The sequence below is a fragment of the Klebsiella oxytoca NBRC 105695 genome, assembly GCF_001598695.1.
GTDB classification, from domain to species: domain Bacteria; phylum Pseudomonadota; class Gammaproteobacteria; order Enterobacterales; family Enterobacteriaceae; genus Klebsiella; species Klebsiella oxytoca.
This window is the reverse complement of sequence record NZ_BCZK01000042.1, coordinates 1-544: the sequence shown is the minus strand read 5'-3', so window position 1 is coordinate 544 and position 544 is coordinate 1. Positions and strand designations below refer to the sequence as shown.

Sequence of the window (544 nt, the reverse complement as noted above, 5' to 3'; positions counted from 1 at the left end):
GATGTTACCTGATGCTTAGAGGCTTTTCCTGGAAGCAGGGCATTTGTCACTTCAGCACCGTAGTGCCTCGTCATCACACCTCAGCGTTAGTAACGTTCCGGATTTACCTGGAACATCCGCCTACATGCTTAAACCGGGACAACCGTCGCCCGGCCAACATAGCCTTCTCCGTCCCCCCTTCGCAGTAACACCAAGTACAGGAATATTAACCTGTTTCCCATCGACTACGCCTTTCGGCCTCGCCTTAGGGGTCGACTCACCCTGCCCCGATTAACGTTGGACAGGAACCCTTGGTCTTCCGGCGTGCGGGTTTTTCACCCGCATTATCGTTACTTATGTCAGCATTCGCACTTCTGATACCTCCAGCAACCCTCACAGGCCACCTTCAACGGCTTACAGAACGCTCCCCTACCCAACAACACATAGTGTCGCTGCCGCAGCTTCGGTGCATGGTTTAGCCCCGTTACATCTTCCGCGCAGGCCGACTCGACCAGTGAGCTATTACGCTTTCTTTAAATGATGGCTGCTTCTAAGCCAACATCCT

The 544-nt window shown here is 53.5% G+C and carries 1 rRNA gene; it reads right to left on the bottom strand.

The features are described from left to right. A 23S ribosomal RNA gene (locus KO1_RS26675) occupies positions 1 to 544 on the bottom strand; the annotation flags it as partial.